The sequence below is a fragment of the Rugamonas violacea genome (assembly GCF_016461825.1).
Classification (GTDB): domain Bacteria; phylum Pseudomonadota; class Gammaproteobacteria; order Burkholderiales; family Burkholderiaceae_D; genus Rugamonas.
The window spans coordinates 45,593-65,422 of sequence record NZ_JAEMNU010000006.1 but is presented as its reverse complement, the minus strand read 5'-3'; the positions used below and the strand labels follow the sequence as shown (position 1 = coordinate 65,422).

The 19,830-nt window shown below is 67.3% G+C and carries 15 protein-coding genes; 8 read left to right on the top strand and 7 right to left on the bottom strand.

Translation table 11 applies throughout. The annotated features are described in order from the left end of the window. From H7U20_RS01560 to H7U20_RS01545, 4 genes are all read left to right on the top strand, one after another. A partial coding sequence (locus H7U20_RS01560) for a condensation domain-containing protein (protein ID WP_233410427.1) occupies positions 1 to 1,864 on the top strand: 1,864 nt, incomplete at its 5' end. Between the two features lie 43 nt (positions 1,865 to 1,907). Continuing rightward, positions 1,908 to 4,769, top strand: a complete 2,862-nt coding sequence (locus H7U20_RS01555; protein WP_199517861.1) for an AMP-binding protein — start codon at positions 1,908 to 1,910, stop codon at positions 4,767 to 4,769. A gap of 48 nt (positions 4,770 to 4,817) precedes the next feature. Continuing rightward, complete coding sequence (locus H7U20_RS01550) at positions 4,818 to 6,392, top strand: MFS transporter (protein WP_199517860.1); 1,575 nt, start codon at positions 4,818 to 4,820, stop codon at positions 6,390 to 6,392. 84 nt (positions 6,393 to 6,476) lie between these two features. Continuing rightward, positions 6,477 to 8,225, top strand: a complete 1,749-nt coding sequence (locus H7U20_RS01545) for a carbamoyltransferase family protein (protein WP_199517859.1) — start codon at positions 6,477 to 6,479, stop codon at positions 8,223 to 8,225. 77 nt (positions 8,226 to 8,302) lie between these two features. On the opposite strand, the gene H7U20_RS01540 is transcribed toward H7U20_RS01545, so the two are convergent. The 6 genes from H7U20_RS01540 to H7U20_RS01515 all read right to left on the bottom strand — a co-directional run bounded on the left by H7U20_RS01540 (position 8,303) and on the right by H7U20_RS01515 (position 12,858). Continuing rightward, positions 8,303 to 8,818 carry a chorismate--pyruvate lyase family protein gene (locus H7U20_RS01540; protein ID WP_199517858.1) on the bottom strand — a complete coding sequence of 172 codons (516 nt, stop codon included), beginning with the start codon at positions 8,816 to 8,818 and terminating at the stop codon, positions 8,303 to 8,305. 41 nt (positions 8,819 to 8,859) lie between these two features. Continuing rightward, positions 8,860 to 9,891: an alpha/beta hydrolase family protein gene (locus tag H7U20_RS01535; RefSeq protein ID WP_233410426.1), complete on the bottom strand. Its 1,032-nt coding sequence runs from the start codon at positions 9,889 to 9,891 to the stop codon at positions 8,860 to 8,862. A gap of 43 nt (positions 9,892 to 9,934) precedes the next feature. Further along, on the bottom strand, positions 9,935 to 11,332 hold the full coding sequence (locus H7U20_RS01530; RefSeq protein WP_199517856.1) for a benzoyl-CoA 2,3-epoxidase subunit BoxB: 1,398 nt from the start codon (positions 11,330 to 11,332) through the stop codon (positions 9,935 to 9,937). A gap of 2 nt (positions 11,333 to 11,334) precedes the next feature. Next, positions 11,335 to 12,342, bottom strand: coding sequence for an alpha/beta fold hydrolase (locus H7U20_RS01525; RefSeq protein ID WP_199517855.1), 1,008 nt, complete (start codon positions 12,340 to 12,342; stop codon positions 11,335 to 11,337). Further along, on the bottom strand, positions 12,326 to 12,556 hold the full coding sequence (locus H7U20_RS01520) for an MbtH family protein (RefSeq protein WP_199517854.1): 231 nt from the start codon (positions 12,554 to 12,556) through the stop codon (positions 12,326 to 12,328). The genes H7U20_RS01525 and H7U20_RS01520 overlap by 17 nt, the downstream gene beginning before the upstream one ends. Positions 12,557 to 12,633: 77 nt before the next feature. Beyond that, a complete protein-coding gene (locus H7U20_RS01515; RefSeq protein ID WP_199517853.1) occupies positions 12,634 to 12,858 on the bottom strand; it encodes a metal-sensitive transcriptional regulator in 225 nt (74 codons plus the stop codon). A 464-nt stretch (positions 12,859 to 13,322) separates the two neighbouring features. Between H7U20_RS01515 and H7U20_RS01510 the strand changes: the two genes are divergently transcribed. Further along, on the top strand, positions 13,323 to 15,083 hold the full coding sequence (locus H7U20_RS01510; protein WP_199517852.1) for a methyl-accepting chemotaxis protein: 1,761 nt from the start codon (positions 13,323 to 13,325) through the stop codon (positions 15,081 to 15,083). Positions 15,084 to 15,118: 35 nt separating this feature from the next. Here the strand turns inward: H7U20_RS01510 and H7U20_RS01505 are convergent, their stop codons facing one another. After that, complete coding sequence (locus H7U20_RS01505; RefSeq protein ID WP_199517851.1) at positions 15,119 to 15,973, bottom strand: lipase family protein; 855 nt, start codon at positions 15,971 to 15,973, stop codon at positions 15,119 to 15,121. A 208-nt stretch (positions 15,974 to 16,181) separates the two neighbouring features. Here H7U20_RS01505 and H7U20_RS01500 point away from each other — a divergent pair, with 208 nt between their 5' ends. The 3 genes from H7U20_RS01500 to H7U20_RS01490 all read left to right on the top strand — a co-directional run bounded on the left by H7U20_RS01500 (position 16,182) and on the right by H7U20_RS01490 (position 19,757). Beyond that, the gene (locus H7U20_RS01500; RefSeq protein ID WP_199517850.1) at positions 16,182 to 16,817 is read left to right on the top strand and encodes an IMPACT family protein; all 636 of its coding nucleotides are present in this window, start codon (positions 16,182 to 16,184) and stop codon (positions 16,815 to 16,817) included. A gap of 184 nt (positions 16,818 to 17,001) precedes the next feature. Further along, positions 17,002 to 17,910 carry a polyphosphate kinase 2 gene (gene ppk2 / locus H7U20_RS01495; RefSeq protein ID WP_199517863.1) on the top strand — a complete coding sequence of 303 codons (909 nt, stop codon included), beginning with the start codon at positions 17,002 to 17,004 and terminating at the stop codon, positions 17,908 to 17,910. Between the two features lie 155 nt (positions 17,911 to 18,065). Further along, positions 18,066 to 19,757: an alkaline phosphatase family protein gene (locus H7U20_RS01490; RefSeq protein WP_199517849.1), complete on the top strand. Its 1,692-nt coding sequence runs from the start codon at positions 18,066 to 18,068 to the stop codon at positions 19,755 to 19,757. Positions 19,758 to 19,830 lie beyond the last annotated feature (73 nt).

Genomic DNA, 19,830 nt, shown 5'->3' with positions numbered 1-19,830 from the left:
CCTGCGCCAGGTCGAACAGGCGCTGCTGAGCCATCCGCAGGTCAGCCAGGCGCTGGTGACCGGCTGGCCGCCGGCGGCGGCCAGCAGCACCCAACTGGCCGCCTACCTGGTGGCCGGCGGCGACGGCACGCCCGCGCCCGCGCCCGAGGCGCTGCGCCAGCACTTGGCGGCGCGCCTGCCGACCTACATGCTGCCCACCAGCTACAGCATGCTGGACGCCTTGCCGCGCCTGCCCAACGGCAAGCTCGACCGCCTGAACCTGCCCGCGCCGGACCTGCCGGCGGCGCGCGAGGACTACCGCGCGCCGGCCACGCCGGCCGAATCGCGCCTCGCCGCCATCTTCTCGGCCGTGCTGCAGATCGACCGGGTCGGCGCACATGACAACTTCTTCAACCTGGGCGGGCACTCGCTGCTCGCCACCCAGCTGATCTCGCGGATCCGCCAGGAGTTCGCCCTGGAGCTGCCGATGAGCGTGATTTTCGAAACGCCGGTGCTCGCGGCCCTCGCCGCCGAGCTGCAGGCACGTCAGGACAATGGCACCCAGGCCCCGCTCAAGCTGATTCGTCCGGTCGGGCGCGAACAGCCGATTCCGCTCTCGTTTTTCCAGGAACGCTTATGGTTCGTGCACCAGCACATGCCCGAACAACGCACCAGCTACAACGGCACCATGGCCTTGCGCCTGCGCGGCCCCTTGTCGGTGGCGGCCATGCAGGCCGCCTTCCAGGCGCTGGCGGAGCGCCACGAAACCTTGCGCACCACCTTCGCCATCGGCGCCGACGGCAGCACGCCGCTGCAGGTGATCGACCCGGCACCGCGCGTGCAAGTCGCGCTGCAAGAGTGCGACGAAGCCGGCGTGCTGGCGGCCATGGATGCTTGCGCCACACACCAGTACGACCTGGGCACCGGCCCGCTGCTGAAGGTGCAACTGCTGCGCCTGTCGGACGAGCACCACGTCCTGCTGATCGGCATGCACCACCTGATCTACGACGGCTGGTCGCAATTTACCGTGATGTCGCGCGACGTGCCGGCGCTGTACGCGGCCGCGCTGGGCCAGCGCCCGGCAGTCTTGCCGGCGCTGCCGATCCAATACGCCGACTATGCCGTGTGGCAGCGCGGCCAGGACTTCAGCGCCGACCTGGCGTTCTGGCGGCGCACCCTGGATGGTTATCAGGATGGCCTGCAACTGCCCTACGACTTCGCCCGGCCGCCCGGCCGCAACTGGCATGCCGCCACCGTCGGGATCACCTACCCGGCCGACCTGGCGGCGCGCTTCACGCAATTTCATCAAGCCAGCCAGTCGACCCTGTTCATCGGACTGCTGGCCAGCTTTGCCATCGTGCTGCACCAGTACACGGGGCGCGACGACATCTGCATCGGCACCACCACGGCCGGGCGCAACCAGCTCGAACTGGAAGACCTGATCGGCTTTTTCATCAACATCCTGCCGCTGCGCCTGAATTTGGCGGGCGACCCGGACATCGCGGAACTGATGCGGCGCACCCGCCAAGTGGTGCTGCAAGCCTTCGAACACCAGGCGCTGCCGTTCGAACACCTGTTGAACGGCTTGAACAAGCAGCGCGACAGCAGCCAGATTCCCCTGGTGCCGGTGATCCTGCGCCACCAGAACTTCCCGTCGCGCATGTCGGGACAGTGGAACGACGGCCTGTCCATCGATCTCATCGAGCGCGATGAACGCGCCACCCCCAACGAGATCGACCTGCAGTTCTACGGCGACGGCAGTTATCTGGAGGTGCATGTCGAGTATGCGGCCGAGCTGTTTTCGGCGGCGACCATCCACCGCATGATCGCGCACCACCAGCAGATCATGGAACTGATGCTGGCCACGGTGTCCGATGCCGGCTGAGCGCATGCCCCAGCCGCCGGCACGGGACGCCCTGTGGCAGGGCTTGCACGCCCTGCATGCCCGCTACCCCGCCGTGACTGCGGCGCCGGGCGGCGGCGCCGGCGCGGGCGTCCTGCTCTTGCCGCTGCGCTGCGCGGCGCCGCCGCCGGGCAGCCGGTTCGGCGCGCTCCTGGTGCACTGCGCGCATCAGGAAAAACTGGCGACGCTGGTCTGCGCCTTCATCGAGCGGCGCGCGGCGCGCGGCGCAGTCCGGGTCCGGGCCGGCTTGGGCGGCGATGTGCTCGAATTCGATGACGCCGCCGCCCTCGACGGCCCCGTCGGCACTGCGCTGGAGGCGGCGCTCGAAGCGCTGTCGATGCGGCGCTGCGACCGCCTGCTGCTGGCCGACGATGGCGCCGGCGCGCGTTTTGTCGAGGAGCGCCCGGTGCCGCCGCCGGCGGCGGAAGCAGGCGCCGCAGCGGTTGGCCGCACCCCGCTCACCCTGCTTCTGCAACCGCGCGACCTGGGCGACCTGCGCGCCCTCGACAGCAGCCTCGAAGCCTGCAGCCCCGCCCAGCTCGACAGCATGGCCGCGCTGCTGGCCGGCGTCCTGGCCCCGTTCGCGCTGGCACCGTTCAGCGTCGACGCGGGCGGCGCCGCGCTCGCGGTCACGCCGGTGTATCTCCCGCAGCCGGCCGGCGCGCCTCGGCCCAGCGCGGGTTTTGCGCTGCTGGCGCGCGCCACCCTGACGTATCTGCTACACCACTGTGGCGTGCGGCCCGCCGAGCTGAGAGTGGTGGTGACGGCGGCCGACCGGCACTGCTGTGACGGGCTGCTCGACTGGCTCGACGACATGGTCGGAACCGCAGGCTGGAGCGGGCGGATGCCGGCCACGGGCCAGGCCGACATCGTGCTCGTTTGGCCGGGCGCCGCACTGGACGCGGCCGCGCTGCCGGCCAATTGCATCGTGCTCGACTTGGCCCGCGTGCTCGACAGCGGGCCGTCCAGCTGCGCGCACCGCCGCCTGGATGTGCTCTACATCGACCGTGTCGACGCCAGCCTGGACGGGACGGCAATCGCCCCGGGCGCCGGCCTGCCGGGCGGCGCAATACTCGCGGCCTTGCTCGAAGCACTACTCGGGCTGCCGGATGAGCCGCTGGCGCGCGGCGCCGGACTGCGGATCGACCAGGTGCATGGTGTTCGCGGCCCACTCACCGCTCCCGAGTGGCGCGCTTTCGCGCGCGCGCGGGACACGTGCCACCATAGCCACCATAGCCACCATGTCCACCATGGCGACCATGGCGGCCATGGCGGCGGCGACGCCAGGAATAGCGGCGCGACGCTGGCGGTGGCGCCGCTGAACCTGCCGGCGCGGGACGGCGGCGACGGGCTGTGCGCGACGATTTTCAGTCCGGCCCACCTGGCCTCCGGGGCGCGGCTGATTGATCCCCACAGCGGCGCCTCGGTCGACTACCGCCAGTTGGCGGCGCGGGTGGCGCGCCTGGCGGCCTGGCTGGACCTGCGCGGACTGCGGCCCGGCGACCGGGTTGCGCTGATGGGCTGCGACAGCATCGCCGCCGTGGCGCTGATGCTGGCCTGCTTTGCGCGCGCGCTGGTGTTCGCGCCGATTAACCACCAGGCCGGACGCGCCAACGTGGCCAGCATGCTACAGACGATCAGGCCCGATCTGGTGTTGGCCGATCCCGCGCAGGCCCAGCAGCACGCAGAAGCGCTGACGGACTGGCAGCAGTGCCCGCTGGCGACCCTGCTGCGCCTGGCCGCGCCCGGCCAGCCGGCCGATGATGCCGACGATGACGCCGCCGATGACACCTTGCGCCGGGCGCTCGGCACGGCGCCGCCGGACAGTCCCGCGGTGATGTTGTTCACCTCGGGTTCGACCGGCAAGCCGAAAGCCGTGCTGCATACCCATGCCGACCTGATCGCCTGCTATACCAACTATGCCCCTTTCGTGCTTGAGCTGAGTGCCCGCGACACCGTCTACTGCGCCTCGCGGATGTTTTTTGCCTATGGCTTGAATAACCTGGTGATGGCGCTGTACGCCGGCGCCAGCCATGTGCTGGCGGCGCCGCCCGAAGGCCGGACCATGCTCGAACTGATCGCCGAGCATGCGGTCACGGTATGGATGGCGGTGCCGGCGCTGTTCAAGAGAGCGCTGGAGCCGCAGGCCACGGCGGCCGCGCCGGCGCTACGCTTGTGCGTCTCGGCCGGCGAGACGCTGCCGGCGGCCCTGTACCACGCGCTGCGCGCCAGGCTGGGGGTGCCGGTGCTTGACGGTATCGGCACCACCGAGGTGATCTCCACCTTCATCTCGAACCGCCCCGGCGACGCCCGGCCAGGCTGCACGGGCATGCTGGTGCCAGGCTTCGCCGTCAAGCTCATCAACGCGCAGGGCGCGGCGTGCCAGGTGGGCGAAGCCGGCACGCTGTGGGTCAAGGGGTCGACGGTGGTGGCCGGCTACCTGGACGGCACCGGGCTGAACGAGCACATTTTCGTCAACGGCTGGTTCAACACCGGGGACCAGTTCTTCATGGACGCCAGTTGCCGCTTCTATCATGTGGGGCGTTCCGGCAGCACGCTGAAGATCAACGGCTGCTGGTTTTCGCTACAGGCGATGGAACGCACGCTGCTGCTGCATCCGGCGGTGCACGAGTGCGCCGTCTGCGTGATCAAGGACGACGCCGGCCTGGCGCGCCCGAGCGCGTTCGTGGTGCTGGCCGAGGCTTACCGGCGCGCCGCCGCCGATACGCTCTGGCAGGAACTGCGGCGCTGGGCCAAGGATGCCCTCGGCAAAGACCACTATCCCCATCATTTCACGGCGCTGGAAGCGCTGCCGCGCACGGCCAGCGGGAAGGTCATGAAAGACGCGCTGGCGAGCGGCCGGCCGGGCGGCGTGGCCTTACCATAGCGAACCGCCGGGATTTCAGATTTCTATTCAAGCAAAGGAGTTCAGTAAATGCATACACAACAGCTCAGCCAAGGCGGCGCCGCGCCGGTTGCGGCAACGGCCCACCCGCGACGGCGCCTGGCCATGTTCATCCTGCTCAGCGCCAGCTTCATGAACCTGCTCGATGCCAGCATCCTCAACGTCGCGCTGCCCGACCTGCAGCGCCGGCTGGCGGCGAGCGACCGCGCGCTGGAGTGGATCGTCACCGTCTACATCGTGACGTTCGCGCTCGGCTTGCTGCCGCTGGGCCGGCTGGGCGACATCCTGGGGCGAAAAGGCATGTTCATGACGGGGGTGGCCGGCTTCACCCTGACTTCCATGCTGTGCGCGGCGGCGCCAAGCAGCACGGCGCTGATCTTGTGCCGCGCGCTGCAGGGCTTGACGGCGGCCATGCTGGCGCCGCAGGTGATGGCGATCGCGGTCACCATGTTTGCGCCGAAGGACAGGGCGCGCGCCTTCGCCTTGTTTGGCCTGATCGCCGGGCTGTCGTCGATGGCCGGGCCGCTGCTCGGCGGCATGCTGATCCAGGCCAACCTGAACGACCTGGGCTGGCGCTGGATCTTCCTGGTCAACCTTCCCATCGGCCTGCTGACGCTGGCGGGCGCCTGGTTTTGGCTGCCCAAGCCGCAACCGGGCCCGAACCAGGGCAATGACTGGGTCGGCATCGCGCTGGCCGCCGCCGCCATCCTGTGCCTGCTCTACCCGCTGATCGAAGGACGCGCCCACGGCTGGCCAATGTGGAGCATGGCGGCGCTGGCGGCGGTCGCTCCGCTGCTGCTCGGCTTTGTCGGCTGGGAGCGGCGCCAGGGCCGCCTGGGCCGAGCACAATTGCTGCCGCTAGAACTGATGGCTAGCCGCGACTACCTGCTCGGCGCCATCGGCGCGCTGGTCTTCTTCTCGGCGCTGAATGGCTTTTTCCTGGTGTTCGTCATCTGCCTCCAGCACGGCCTCGGTTTTTCCGCCATGAAGGCGGGCTTGACCAGCAGCGCCTTCCCGCTCGGCGTGCTGCTCGCCACCGGCGTTTCGGTGCGGCTCAGCAGCCTGAAGTTGAAGATCGCCGGCGGCGCCTTGCTGCTGGTGGCCGCCCACGCGGTGCTCTGGGGCGTGATGGCGCGCAGCGCCGGCATCCCGGCGGCGCTGCCCATGGCCCTGACCCTGCTGGCCGGTGGGCTGGGCAGCGGGGTGGCGGTCGCGGCGCTGTTCCAGACGGTGATGCGCACGGTGCCACTGCCCCATGCCGGGGTTGGTTCCGGCGCGCTCCAGGTATTCCAGCAGGTCGGCGCCGCGCTGGGGATCGCCCTGGTGTCGCAGCTGTTCTTCTCGGCCCTGCAGTCCGCCGAGCGGACCGGCGTGGCACCGGGGCCGGCCTACGTGCAGGCTTTCGGCCAGACCGTCTGGTATTACATCGTGGCGTATGCCCTGGTGGCCGCATCGGTGCTCTGGTTTAAATTCGGACCGCCGGCGTCCCTGCCGGGAGCGGGACCGCGACCGGTTCCAGGCCCAGGTCCGGGTCCAAGTATGGGTCCGGGTCCGGGTCCGGGTTTAGGTCAGGCTCCGGCTGCGGCACGGCCGCCGCGTTCCTAAGCGGCGCAGGCGGGCCCCGCCCGCCACCCCACACACGCCTGGCAGCAGGCAGGCACAATCTTGATGCGATGGAGTTCGAACCACATGAAAAGAAACTATATTGGGCTGGCCAATTCCTTCCACGACTCGGCATTGGCTATCGTCGACGACAGCGGCGAGATCCTGTTTGCCGAGGCCACGGAACGCTATCTGCAGAACAAGCGCTCGATCGGCATCGCGCCCGACCTGTACAAGCGCGCCGCCGACCTGGTGCAACACTACTGCGATCCGCAGGCCGAACTGGTGTTCGCCTCGACCTGGAGCGAGGCCACGCCGGCGCTGATGCAGCAGGGCTTGGACAAGGTCGCCCACGCACGGGGCCAATACCAGCAGGCCTTTGGCGCCCCGCCCCCGCTGCTGCGGCGCCAACTGGGCAGCCAGGAATTCTTTTTCCGCGCGCAGCTGGGCATGGTGAACCAATGCGGCCGGCTGCTGGAACACGATCTGGGTCAGCGCGAGGGCTGGGACGGCGTGCGTATCGTGCAGCGCAGTTACCACCACCACCTGACCCACGCCGCCACCGCTTGCCTGAGCAGCCCGTACCAGGACGCCCTGTGCGCCGTGCTGGACGGCATGGGTGAAACCAGCTCGTTCGCCTGCTACCGCTATCGGGACGGGGTGCTGCATGAACTGGATGCGCCGAGCGGGACGGCCTGGGCCAGCCTGGGCTTTTTCTACGCCATGGTATGCGAAGCCTGCGGCTTCGGCGCCATGTCGGGCGAGGAATGGAAAGTCATGGGACTGGCCCCCTACGGCCGCCACGATCCCGAGCTGTATGGCCTGCTGCGCCAGATGCTGATCGTCGATGGCTTGCGGATCTGCTTCCCGGCGCCCACCACGATGACGCGGCTGCGCCAGAAACTGTATGCCATGCGGCGCCGGCCCGGCCAGGCGGCAATCGAATTTGCCGACCTGGCCTACGCCGGCCAGCAAGTCTTCAGCGAGGTGCTGTTTGCGTTCCTGGGCAACCTTCACGGCCTGGGGGGCTCGGACAACCTGGTGCTGGGCGGCGGCTGCGGCTTGAACTCTTCGGCCAACGGCAAGATCTTGGCCAACACGCCGTTTAGCAACTTGCACGTCTTTGCCGCGCCCGGCGACGACGGCAACGCCATCGGCGCGGCCTTGCTGGCCTACCGCGAGGACCATCCGGGCGATACGGCGGCCGGCTTCGTCTCGCCCTACCTGGGCTCGCAGATGGACCCGGAGATTTTGCACAATGTCGAGCGCTTCGGCCGCCTGGCCGGCCTGCGCAGGTGCGCCGGCGATGCGCCGCAGCAGGCCGCGCGGCTTCTGGCGGAGGGGAAAATCATCGGCTGGGTACAGGGGCGCGCCGAATTCGGGCCACGCGCCCTGGGCAACCGTTCGATCCTGGCCGATCCGCGCTCGTCCGCGGTCAAGGATACGATCAACGCGCGGGTCAAGTTTCGTGAGGAATTCCGTCCCTTCGCGCCGTCCATCCTGCACGAACACGGCCCGGCCTACTTCGAGGATTACCAGCTGTCGCCCTACATGGAACGCACCTTGAAGTTCCGCCCCTCCGCCGTGGCGCGCGTGCCGGGGGTGGTGCACCACGACGGCACCGGGCGCCTGCAGAGCGTGCGGCAACAGTGGAATCCGCGCTACCATGCGCTGATCAGCGAATTTCACCGGCTGACCGATATTCCCCTGGTGCTGAACACGAGCTTCAATGTGATGGGCAAGCCGATCGCCCATTCGGTCGAGGACGCCTTGGCGGTGTTTTTCACCAGCGGCCTGGATGCCTTGTTCATCGACGATGTGCTGATCGAGAAATAATTCGGCCGATGGCGGCGTGGCGTGGGCCACGCCGGCATCGGCCGGTGTCAGCTGGTGTCAGCTGGTGTCAGCCGATGTCAGGCATTAAAGCTGTCGGCGGGGAAGCGCTCGGTAATGATGCCGAGCGGAGCGGCATGCTGCTGCAACAGATAGGTGCGCGACATCATCGGGGTATCCGCCGGCAGGCCGAAATGGCCGGCGGTGGTGGGATGCGCTCCGGCGTGGATGTCGATGATTTCACGGTAGATCTCGCTGCGTTCGAGGTCCCACAGCGAGCCGATCGGCGTGTCGGAGTCGTGCAGCCGGCGCTGGACGCTCGGCGACAGGCGCTCGACAATAAACACCGACTCGGCAAAAACCAGGTTGCGCTGTCCGTCGGCGAGCATGATCTTACGGTGCAACAAAGGGGCGTCGCTGGGACAGACCAGCGCGGCCGGCGCGCCGCCGCTGCGCACCGACTGTTCGATCCGGCGCGCCGAGATCGCTTCACCGGTGTACAGCGACAACAGTTTGGTCACGGAACCGTCGGTGGTCAGCAGGATTTTCTGAAACAGGTTCAACTGCACCGAGCGCAGGCTGTCGGGCAGATTCATCAGGCCTATCCAGGCATGGTTTGTCATGATGGCGCGGCCGCTCAGGCTGGCGACGCCAGCGCATGGGCGCGCAGGAACGCCAACACGTCGCGTTCCAGGGTGGCCAGGAAGGCGGCGCGGTCGAAACCCTGCGGGTCGCGCCCGGCGTCGCCGACGTGGCCGCGTATGGCCTCGGGGAACTGGCTGATGAAGCTGTAGTGCCCGGCGTTGGCGATCATCCTCGCCTCGACCGCCAGCGCCGGCGGCGCGCCGGCCTTGAGCAGGTCGAGCGACTCCTGCGCCCACAAGTCGTGCTCGGCGACCATCACCAGCAGCGCCGCGCTGAGCTGGTCGAGCGCGCCGGGGTGGCGGTACATGCTCAGGTCGGGCGCCAGCAGCACCAGCGCGGCGATGCGGTGCCGCCAGCGCGGCGCCAACGCGACCGGCCCGGACGGCATGCCGCGCTGCCGCACCAGCGCGGTCCAGTCCGGCGTGGCCAGGTTTTCCGGCGCATGGCAGAACTCGACGAAGGCCGACGTGTCCGGCGCGGCGCCAGCGGCGGCCAGCACCGCATAGGCGCCGACCGAATGACCAATCAGGCTGATCTGCTCGGGCCGGATCGCCGCGCCGATGCCGGGCACTGCCAGCGCGCCGTCGATCGCCAGGTCGATCTGCCGCGGCCGGTTGACCAGGTTCTCGTACGAATATTGTTGCGAGGCGTTCGCCACGCAATCGAAGGGATGTTCGAGCAGGCCGACAATGAAGCCCTGGCCGGCGAGGAATTGCGCGAGGCTGCGGAACACCATCGGCGAACTGCGCGTGCCGTGCGAGATCATCACCAGCGGATAACGGCCCTCGCGTACGGCGGCGTTTAGCGCCACCTCCAGCGTGTAGGGTCCGAAGCGCACCGGCGCGGGCGCCGCGTCGGTGGGATACAGCAGCGACAGCGCGATCGGCGCGCCGGCGGCGTCATCGACGCTGATGCGCACGCAGCCGACATGGGGCACGCCGTGGGGCAAGCCATGGCTGTCCGTGCGAACGCCGGCACGCGGCTCATGCGGCTCATGCGGCTCAATACTTACTGCAGTAGTCATAAATGGTCCTCCATGGTTGGACGAGAACGGGGCCGCGCGCGAGCTAGGCGCGCGGGCCGCATTTGGGACTGTGCTCGGCGATGAACGCGTCGGCCAGCGCGGTCAGCGTGGCGCCGGCCGGCGCGATCCATGAGGCGAACCGCTCCGGGCGCAGTTCGCGCCGCATGAGCGCCTGCACGCGGGCCAGCTCGGCCGCCGTGGGCAAGCGCGCGCCGACCTGTGCGGCCGCATCGGGGCCGAGCGCGCTGCCGTCGACATCGTACAACAAACCCTTGCATGGCCCAAACACCCGGTTGAAGCGCTCGTGCGGCAGGTACAGCGCGATGCCGGTTTCCAGGCGCGCCAGCTGAACGTTCCAGCGCTCGATCAGTTTGGCGACTTCGGCCATGTATTGGCGGCGCATGATGGCATTCATTGCCCACTCGGGCGCCACCTCTTCCTGCCGCACGCCGGCGCCGGCACGCACGTCGAGGGTGACCGGCATATGCTGGTAGTCGTCGAAGTGACGGGCGATCCGGATGCCGCCCTGGTACAGGTCGTGGGCGCGGCGCGAGCTGTCGTTGCCGAACAGGTCGAAGATGCGCGACACCCAAAAATTGAGGTATTTCTGAAACAGCGGCAAGGGAATCGCGCCGGCGTCGAAGATGTCGTGGCTGTCGGCGCGCAGGGTCGCCTCGGCACTGCGGCACAGGATGCGCTCCAAGCCCGCCGCGCCGAAACCGATGTGCAGCGGCTCTTCGAACATCATGAATTTGGCCGAGCGTGCCAGGGGCGCGAAGGCGCACTGCGTGACCGCCTGGATCTGGTACTTGCCGACCCTGTCGGCCAGGAAGCACCACATGAAGTGCGACAGCCAGTCGTCCGTCTGCAGATTAAAGGCATCGAGCAGGCGCGGCTGATGCGCGTCGCCCGAAACACGTTCGAGCAAGGCCTCGGCCTCGACCGTGCCGTCATGTCCGAAATATTCGATGAGCAGATGCACCATGGCCCAGGTATGGCGGCCTTCCTCAAGGTAGAACTGGAACAGGTTGTTGAGCTCCAATTGGCTCGGCACGCTGCCGGTCAACGTGCGGCTTTGTTCGATGGCGGCGTTTTCGACATCGCCCTGCACCCGTATATGTTCGAGCAGCAGGACGCGGTACTCCGCCGGGACGCTCTCCCACAGCGGGGCGCCACGGTGCTGGCCGAAAGCGATCGTATCCTGCCCGGTGGGCGCGGTGAACAAGCCCCAGCAGTACTGGTTCGGCGTCATGGTGCGGTACTCGGCCCAACCGTTGCCTTGCACTTGCCCCGTGGGCTGGCGCAGTTGCATGGGCTGGTCGAGAAACTCGCCCGGACCGCGCAGCGCCCACCAGCGGCGGAACTGCTGTTGATAGGCGCCTAGCTGGCGCGCCAGCGGCGCCTTGGCCTCCAGGCCGATGTTGTTTGGAATCGCGTTCATGCTTATCCCGTGGCGAAGTCCAGCGCCGGCACGGGCGCGGCGGCGCTCCTGCTGTCGATGAATTGCGTGATGAGTGATGCCAGGATTGCCGGGTCGTTAAATAGTTGCAGGTGACCGCCCTTGGGCAGCAGCTTCAACTCGACCCGGGGGTGGTGTTTGGCGAGCTGGACGGATTCGGAAAAGTGGCTGTAGGTATCGTCTTTGCAATGGATGGCCAGGGTCGGGCAGCTGGCCAGGGCGGCCCCCAGCAGGGCATGGACCTCGGGCTGGTTGCGCGCATAGGCCAGCATGTAACGCGAAAACCGGTGCGTCAGCGCGGCATCGCCCAGATGCAGCATGGTCAGCTTCTCCGCCGCATTGGCCGGGCAGAACGGCGCGCTGCGGTGCTTGTCGAGTATGACGCCGAGTTTGCCGGCGAGGGCCGCGCCGCCGCGTTCGATGTCGAGGTAAATCGGCAAGGCGCAGCGGTCGAAGTCGGATTGCACGATTGCGCAGCCGAGGCCGGCGGGTGCGATCCAGCTCATGCTCGCCGGCGCGACGGCGCCGCTGGCCACGGCATGCACCGCCAGTTGGGCCGCCTGGCACCAGCCGACAAAATGGAATTGCTGGAACCCTTCCTGCTGCAAGATACGCTGGAACAAGGCGCTTTGCCGGGCCAGCGTGAGATCGCTCTCATGCAACGGCGACGAGCTGTCCGGACAGCCGGTCGATTCCCAGGACAGGACGTGAAACCGTTGGGCCAGCAGCGCGGCCAACCTGGCGAGCAGCAAGTAGCTGACGCCATACGGCGGCAGCAAGACCAGTTTCGGCAGGGAGGGCTGGCCCAGTTTGTAGAGCACATGGCGGCGGCCGTCCTCGTCCCACAGCTCGGCGCACTGAACCGGCGCCAGCTCTTCGGCAACACCACCTAGGCCGGCGGCGCGCAGATACTCCGGCAGCTCCCGAGGCGGCGTGCCGGCCTCGGGCGGAGCGACGGCGGTGCCGGCGGCCTGCTCAGGGAGCCGCTGCATAGGGACTCGCCTCACGGTCCATGGCCTGGCGCAAGGACAATGGCCGCATGTCGGTCCATACCTCATCGATATGGGCCAAACACTGTTCCTTGCTGCCCGTGCAATGTCCGCCCGACCATCCGGCCGGAATGGCCAGCGTGGCCGGCCAGAGGGAATATTGCTCTTCGTGATTCACCAAGACCTGATATTCCTGCTGCTCATTATCGTTGTTCATTTTTACCCCAAGTTATGGCGGATGTTTCAACACCGGCCATCAAGCGCTATCGGCCGGGCCGTTGCCGGACGGGCAATCTAGAGGTCCCATGGCATAGGGTGCAAGGCTCTATGTTCACTGATTAATCCCCGCTTCATTGACTGCAGGGTTTTCTCAAGCGCTTGCAACTGGCGGGCGATCTCCAGGCGATCTTGACCGTGTTCAAGCATGCGTATCGTCGCGCCAAGGCTTTCTTCGACACAGCGCAGTGTGTCGATTTTCTGGCAATGCTGCGATTGCGAACTGCTGTTCAGATCCATCATCCCGCCCCGCCCAAAAGAAGATGTCAGTCCTTATTTTGCGCGATTCCTGCGCCGAAAAATAGTTGGAAAAGGACACCTAACTTTGTTCACGAGGGGCTTTCAAGTGCATGCGGAGGGCGGCCACAATCCGCCAAGCGACAGCCATCTGTGTCCCAACTACAACAACGATCCGCCCGTCGCGACAAGCCGGGGGCACACAGCGACGCCCGCCGTAGCGCAGCCTGGGCGGGGGTCGTCCATCGTTACGGCAAGGCAAGACCTTCAAATACTCCCAACCAGCGCGCCGGTGTCGGGACTATCATGGTGGAACAGGGAGATGAATGCTCCTTGCGGCGACGGCATATGCAGCCCGAAGGACCGCTTCGCCATGTGAAAATCAGTCGAGCCGGCGTTCTGCCATAATCAACTGACCGGAAATACAGATATACAAAGCCTGATCCCCGCTTAACGAATGAAAGCAGATCATGAGTGCCAAACTGTCAATCAAAAATATCTTTCTTGCCGTTTTCCTCATCAGTCTGACCTTGTCCGGACTCAGCCTGTTCGCGCTGTTTCGAGTGTCGGCCAAGCAAGCCGACTCGATCCAAGCCAATCGCACGCGCTATCAGTCGTATTTGCTGGCCGACGAATTGCGTCAGAGTTCGGACGACCTGACGCGGCTGGCCCGCACTTATGTGGTGTCGACCAATCCGAAGTATGAGAAGCAGTACATGGATATCCTCGACATCCGCAACGGCAAGAAGCCGCGCCCGCTTCACTACGAGCGCATCTACTGGGACTTCGTGGCCGCCGGCGTGGACCAGCCCACCGCGGACGGCGCCACGGTCGCGCTGGCCGACTTGATGAAAGACGCCGGCTTCACCGAAAAGGAATTCGGCAAACTGCATGAAGCACAGGCCAATTCCGACGCCCTGGTCAAAACCGAAGTGATCGCCATGAACGCGGTCAAGGGCTTGTTCGACGACGGCAGCGGCAAATTCACCAAGACCGGGCCGCCCGACCTGGAACTCGCGCGCAAGATCATGCACGACGAGGATTATCACAAGAACAAGGCCAAGATCATGCGGCCGGTGAACGAGTTCCTGGCCCTGTTGGACGCGCGCACGACCGATGCCGTGAACAACGCGACCGCCGGCGCGGAAGCCTCGTTCACCATCGCCTTCGTCTTGCTGCTCGTGTCGGTCGGCGTTTCCCTGCTGTCGCTCACCATGATCTATCGCCACATCAAAAGCAATCTCGACAGCGTTGTCCAGTCGGCCCGCAAGATCGCCGGGGGCGACTTGACTGCCGAGATCGACGTCGGCCGCGATGACGAAATCGGCCAGTTGATGCAGGCGGTGAGTACCATCAACACGAACCTGGCCCAGATGATCGGCAACATTCGCGCCAGCGCCAATGAAATGACGCTGTCCACCGACGAGATCGCGCTGGGCAATGCCGACTTGTCCTCGCGGACCGAATCGCAAGCCAGTTCGCTGGAGGAGACCGCCAGTTCGATGGAGGAGCTGACCCACACCGTCACCCAGAACGCCAGCAACGCCCGTCAAGCCAACGATCTGGCCGCCACCGCCTCGTCCATTGCCGTGCAGGGCGGCGATGTGGTGGCCCAGGTGGTCAACACGATGGGCGCAATCAAGCAAAGTTCGAGCAAGATTGTCGACATCATCGGCGTCATCGATGGGATTGCCTTCCAGACCAATATCCTGGCCCTCAATGCGGCGGTGGAGGCGGCGCGCGCGGGGGAACAAGGCCGCGGTTTCGCTGTTGTCGCGGCGGAAGTGCGTAACCTGGCACAACGCAGTGCGGCGGCGGCCAAGGAAATCAAGACCTTGATCGGCGATTCCGTGGAGCGGGTCGATGCCGGCAGCAAACTGGTCGACGATGCGGGCCGAACCATGACCCTGATCGTGTCGTCGGTGCAAAAGGTGGCCGGCATCATGACCGAGATCAGCTCGGCCAGCCTGGAGCAAAGCGCCGGCATCACCGAAGTCAATCAGGCGATCACGCAGATGGATTCGATCACGCAGCAGAACGCGGCGCTGGTCGAGCAAGCCGCTGCGGCGGCGGAGAGCCTGCAGGAACAAGCGCGCCTGATGGCGCAGACCGTCAGCGTCTTCCGTCTGAAGCACAGCGGCGCCGGTTATTCTTCGGGCGCCTTGACGAAGCCGCCGGCACCGAAGGCGCCACGGATGAGCGCCTTGCCGGCGGCGATCCCGCGCAGATAACTACGCCGGCCGATTCGCCCGGGCTGTTTGCCCGCTCAGTCCACGAAGGCGCGCACGTAGTTAATCGGCGAGTGGTCGGCCAGGTCGCGCACGCCGACGTTGTTACGCCGCCAGGCCTGGTCGAGCAGGTAGTGCATGCGCGCCGACACGCGGTCGCGCTCGATGGCGTCGGCGGCCGGCGGAACGGTGTGCAGCTCGCCGGCATGGTCGATGTAGGACTGCTGGTCGATATGCGCGTAGCCCAGGCCGACGTCGGGTGGCATGAACACCACCACGTCGCAGCAGTTGACATAGCGCTCGACCTGCTGCGGCTGGAAGGTGGCGGCGAACTCGTGGTCGCCCACGCGCGGCGAGCCGAAGGTCACCAGCCGCGCGTCGCCGCGGCCGGCGCGCGAGGCGGCCAGGGTGGCCAGCGCGGCGCCCAGGCTGTGTCCGGTAAACCACAGCCGCGTCGCCGGGTTGGCGTCCAGCCAGCCGCGCACGGCGTCCCAGATGCTATCGAGCGCGTTGAAGAAGCCGGTATGCACCTTGCCGCCCTGCGGCCAGGCGTGCAGGCGCGCGTCGAGGTCGGTGCCGATGTCGGTCGGGTCGTCCATCTGCGTGCCACGGAACACCACGTAGGCGTCCTGGCCGTCCGACGAGAGAACGGCGAAACCCTGGGTGCCGCTGCGCCGCGTCGAGAAGGTGTGCACCTGGCCCAGCCCGCCCAGCGTCAGCGCCTGTTGCAGCGCGGCCTGCTCGGCGTCGCCGTGCTCGAAACGGATGTAGGCAAGGCGCGACAACTCGGCGCACAAGGCCGTCGGCAGCAGGTTGTGGCGGCCGCCGCCGCCGAAGATGGTCGCCTGGGCTTCGGGATGTTGCAGGGCTTCTCGTGTCGCGTTGTAATCCATATTCTCTCCGTCTGAAATTAGTCGAAGCACAAGGGTAGGCAGTTTTCCGCCGCACATAAGCGCACTTTGTAACGTTTTCATATTTACAACAAGATCATGAATTGCGGCAACTCCGGCGCGCCGGCACGGAGCGGGACGGACGGATACAATAGCGGCCCGGCCCAGCCCGCCCGCCACGACCCATTCAACCAGCGCGACGATTTCCCTCATGCCCCACACAATCACCGCCGCCGGCCACAGCGAATTGCTGATCAAGAAGAGCCGCTTCATCGCCTGCGTGCAAGCGGTGAGCGACCGCGCCGCCGCGCAGAAGGTGGTCGCCGGATTGCGCGCCGAGCACCCCGGCGCGGCCCACGTCTGCTGGGCCTTGCTGGCCGGCGGCCAGTCGGCGGCGGTCGACGACGGCGAACCGAGCGGCACGGCCGGCCGGCCCATGCTCGACGTGCTGCGCCACCAGGACCTGGAGGGTGTGCTGGCGACGGTGGTGCGCTATTTCGGCGGCGTCAAGCTGGGCGCCGGCGGCCTGGTGCGCGCCTACACCGACGGCGTCGCCCAGGCCCTGCTGGCCACGCAGAAGGTCGCCATCGTCCGCCTGCGCCGGCTGCGCTGCGCCGTGCCCTACGCGCTGGAGGGCCTGCTGCGCCACGAGATCGAGCTGGCCGGCGCGACGCTGCACCAGGTGGCGCACGACGCCGAGGTGACACTGGAGTTCAGCCTGCCCGACGACGCGGCCGCAGCCATGTGCGCGCGGCTGAGCGAGTCGGCGCACGGCCGCCTGCGCTGGCTCGACGACGATGACGACGACGACGACGACGCCGCCGCCGCCGCCGCCGCCGCGATCTAGCCTGCGCGTCGCCGCCCAAGCCGTCCAAGCAGCCGCCGCGCGGGCGCCAGCATCACGGTGAATGCGGCATGGCGCGGCGATGTCACTGGTCGGTCACATTTTCAGGGTAGATTTGCTGCCATATCCAGGCCGGCTGCGCGGCCGCCTGACAGCCGACCACCCATCGAAGGACGCCACCGTGAACTTGCAAGACCAGGAAATACTCAGCCGCATCCACCGCGACATCGCCGACAGCTACGACGAGGAGCTTGAGCTGGAGTTCGAGGACCGCCTGGAGGACGCCTACGCCGACCCGGCCGGCGGCCGCAGCGAGGCCGACAAGGAGGCCCGCCGCGCCTACTTCCGCGAGCTGTTCCGCCTGCAGGGCGAGCTGGTCAAGCTGCAGGACTGGGTGGTCGCCACCGGCCACAAGGTGGTGATCCTGTTCGAGGGCCGCGACGCCGCCGGCAAGGGTGGCGTCATCAAACGCATCACCCAGCGCCTCAATCCGCGCGTCTGCCGCGTCGCCGCCCTGCCCGCCCCCAACGACCGCGAGCGCACGCAGTGGTACTTCCAGCGCTATGTGTCGCACCTGCCGGCCGCCGGCGAGATCGTGCTGTTCGACCGCAGCTGGTACAACCGCGCCGGCGTCGAACGGGTGATGAACTTCTGCACCGACGAGCAGTACGAGGAGTTCTTCCGCACCGTACCCGAGTTCGAGCGCATGCTGGTGAGCTCGGGCATCCAGCTGGTCAAGTACTGGTTCTCCATCTCCGACGAGGAGCAGCACCTGCGCTTCCTCGGCCGCATCCACGATCCGCTCAAGCAATGGAAGCTCAGCCCGATGGACCTGGAGTCGCGCCGCCGCTGGGAGGAGTACACCAAGGCCAAGGAGATCATGCTCGAACGCACCCACATCCCCGAGGCGCCGTGGTGGGTGGTGCAGGCGGTCGACAAGAAGCGCGCCCGCCTCAACTGCATCCACCACCTGCTGCAGCAGATGCCCTACGAGGAGGTGGCGCGCAGCAGCATCGACCTGCCGCAACGCGAGCGCCACGACGACTACGAACGCCAGCCGGTGCCGCAGGAAATCCTGGTGCCGGAAATCTACTAGCCCACAGCGCAGCGCAACGCCGCACCACCCCGCCTCTCCGCCAGCCGCCATGCGGCGGCGGCGCCGGCACGCCCCTGCCCGGCACCTGTCATGCGCCTGTCACCATCCTGCGCTACACTTGGGCCTGCCAAAATTTCACCCAATCAAAAGTGCATATGACCCGGAAACTCCCCGTCCCGCAACACCTGCTGAGCGCCCTGATGCTGGCCTCCTGCATGGGCAGCGCCAACGCCGCCAGCACCGCCGCCGACACCAAGCCGGCCAGCAGCGCCGCCGCGCAACCGAAACTGATCCTGGTGCTGGTGGTCGACGGCCTGCCGCAAGAACAGGTGGTGCGCTACCGCGACCAGTTCGGCCAGGGCGGCCTGCGCCGCCTGCTCGACCAGGGCGCCTGGTTCAGCAACGCCCACCAGGCCCACGGCATCACCGTCACCGCCATCGGCCACGCCGCCGTGCTGTCCGGCGCCTACCCTTACCAGCACGGCGTGATCGGCAACAACTGGATCGATCCCGTCACGCACGAACAAATCTACTGCACGGAAGACAGCAAGTACAACTACATCGGCGAAGAAACCAAGGCCCACGACGGCACCGCGCCGACCAAGCTGCGCGTCGACACGCTGGGCGACCAGTTGCGCTACGCCAGCGGCAACCGCGCCAAGGTGGTCGCCGTGTCGGGCAAGGACCGGGGCGCGATCCTGCTCGGTGGCAAGACCGGCACCGCCTACATGTACATGGACAAGACCGGCAACTTCGCCAGCAGCAACTACTACATGCAGTCGCATCCGGAATGGGTGCAGCGCTACCAGGCCGGCAAGCCGCAGGACCGCTACTACGGCAAGACCTGGCGCCCGCTGCTGGCCGACGCCGCCTACGCCGGCGACGCCAGCGAGGAACTGACCCAGGCCAAGCCGGGCGTGGCCACCCGCTTCCCCTTCTCCTACTACAGCGACAGCGGCCAGCTCGACGCCGACTACTACGGGCGGCTGAAGGGCAGCCCCTTCCTCGACGAGCTGACCCTGGACTTCGCCCGCGCCGCCGTGGCCGGCGAAAACCTGGGCAACAATCCGGCCGGCGTGCCCGACCTGCTCGGCGTCAGCCTGTCGGCGCACGACTACGTCAACCACGCCTTCGGCCCGGAAAGCAAGATGTCGCACGACCATCTGCAGCGCCTGGACCGCATGCTGGCCAGCTTCTTCGGCTACCTCGACCAGCGCGTCGGCATGGACAACGTGGTCGTGGTGCTGACCGCCGACCATGGCTTCCCCAACACGCCGGAGTTCTCGCAGACCCAGCACATCGACTCGCAGCGGGTCGACGGCGAGCAGATGGTGGCGGCGCTGAACACCCACCTGGACGGCAAGTTCAAGGCCGGCAAGCTGGTCGGCAGCTGGTCGCTGCCGAATCTGCACCTGGACCAGGCCGCGCTGGAGAAGGCCGGCCTGAAGCGCGAGGAGGTGGAGAACGCCGCCGCCAGCTTCCTGCTCGACAGCAAGGGCATCGCCCAGGTCTACACCCGCAGCCAGCTGGAGAGCAACGGCGCCGGCGAGACGCGCATGGGCATGCTCATGCGGCGCGCCTGGCACCGCCAGATCTCCGGCGACCTGATGGTGGTCACCAAGCCCTACTGGTACTTCGGCACCGGCGGCAGCGGCACCTCGCACGGCTCGCCCTACGCCTACGACACCAACGTGCCGCTGATCATCATGGGCAAGCAGTGGATCAAGCCGGGCGCCTACGGCCAGTACGCCGAGGTGGTCGACATCGCGCCGACGCTGGCCCACCTGCTGCGCGTGCGGCCGCCGGCCGCCGCCGAAGGCCGCGTGCTGACGGAGACGCTGCGCTAAGGCTTTCGCCGCACGGGCGCCGAGGCGCCGGGATGCCGCCCAACCCCAGGGCAAAGAGCCGGGGGGGGGGGCG